The 510-nt window shown below is 68.0% G+C and carries 1 protein-coding gene; it reads left to right on the top strand.

The window, feature by feature from the left end; translation table 11 throughout:
- Positions 1–254 precede the first annotated feature (254 nt).
- The coding region (locus CCN56_RS41520; RefSeq protein ID WP_256962467.1) for a class I SAM-dependent methyltransferase at positions 255–510 on the top strand (256 nt) is incomplete at its 3' end.

Here is a 510-nt window from a genome sequence, read left to right as displayed (position 1 = left end):
GTGGACGCCGCGGAGGTCCTCACCGAGTAATCGCCGACAGCACCAAGGCATTCCCTGAGTCGTGGTTGCGGAACGCTTCGGTTGCATTGTGCTGGCTGCGTCTGACGGGATCATCGCACGCAGGTGAACCCATGCTCGAATTGATCCACCAGATCGGCCCGGGCGCACCGGTCCTGATCCGGTGGTCGTCGAGAAGTCGTTACGGAGCAGGGGCTCTCAGGAGCGCGGTGGTCGCGGCGATGGAGCGCGGAGGCATGGCCGAGCACCGGCGGGCGCTGCTGGCCGGGCTCACCGGAACCGTGCTGGAAATCGGAGCGGGCAACGGCCTCGACTTCGGCCTCTGTCCCGCCACCGTCACCCGTGTCGTGGCCGTGGAGCCCGAACCGCGTCTTCGTGGTCTTGCCCGCACCACTGCCACCCAGACACCAGTCTTGATCGAGGTCATCGGCGGCCCCGCCGAGTGCCTGTCCGCCGCCGACGGTGCTGTCGACGCGGTGGTGGCCTCACAGG

This window comes from Streptomyces sp. NRRL B-24572 (genome assembly GCF_002156145.1).
Lineage (GTDB): Bacteria > Actinomycetota > Actinomycetes > Streptomycetales > Streptomycetaceae > Streptomyces > Streptomyces vietnamensis.
The sequence above is the reverse complement of the archived record's forward strand: the minus strand, read 5'-3'. Positions and strand labels throughout refer to the sequence as shown.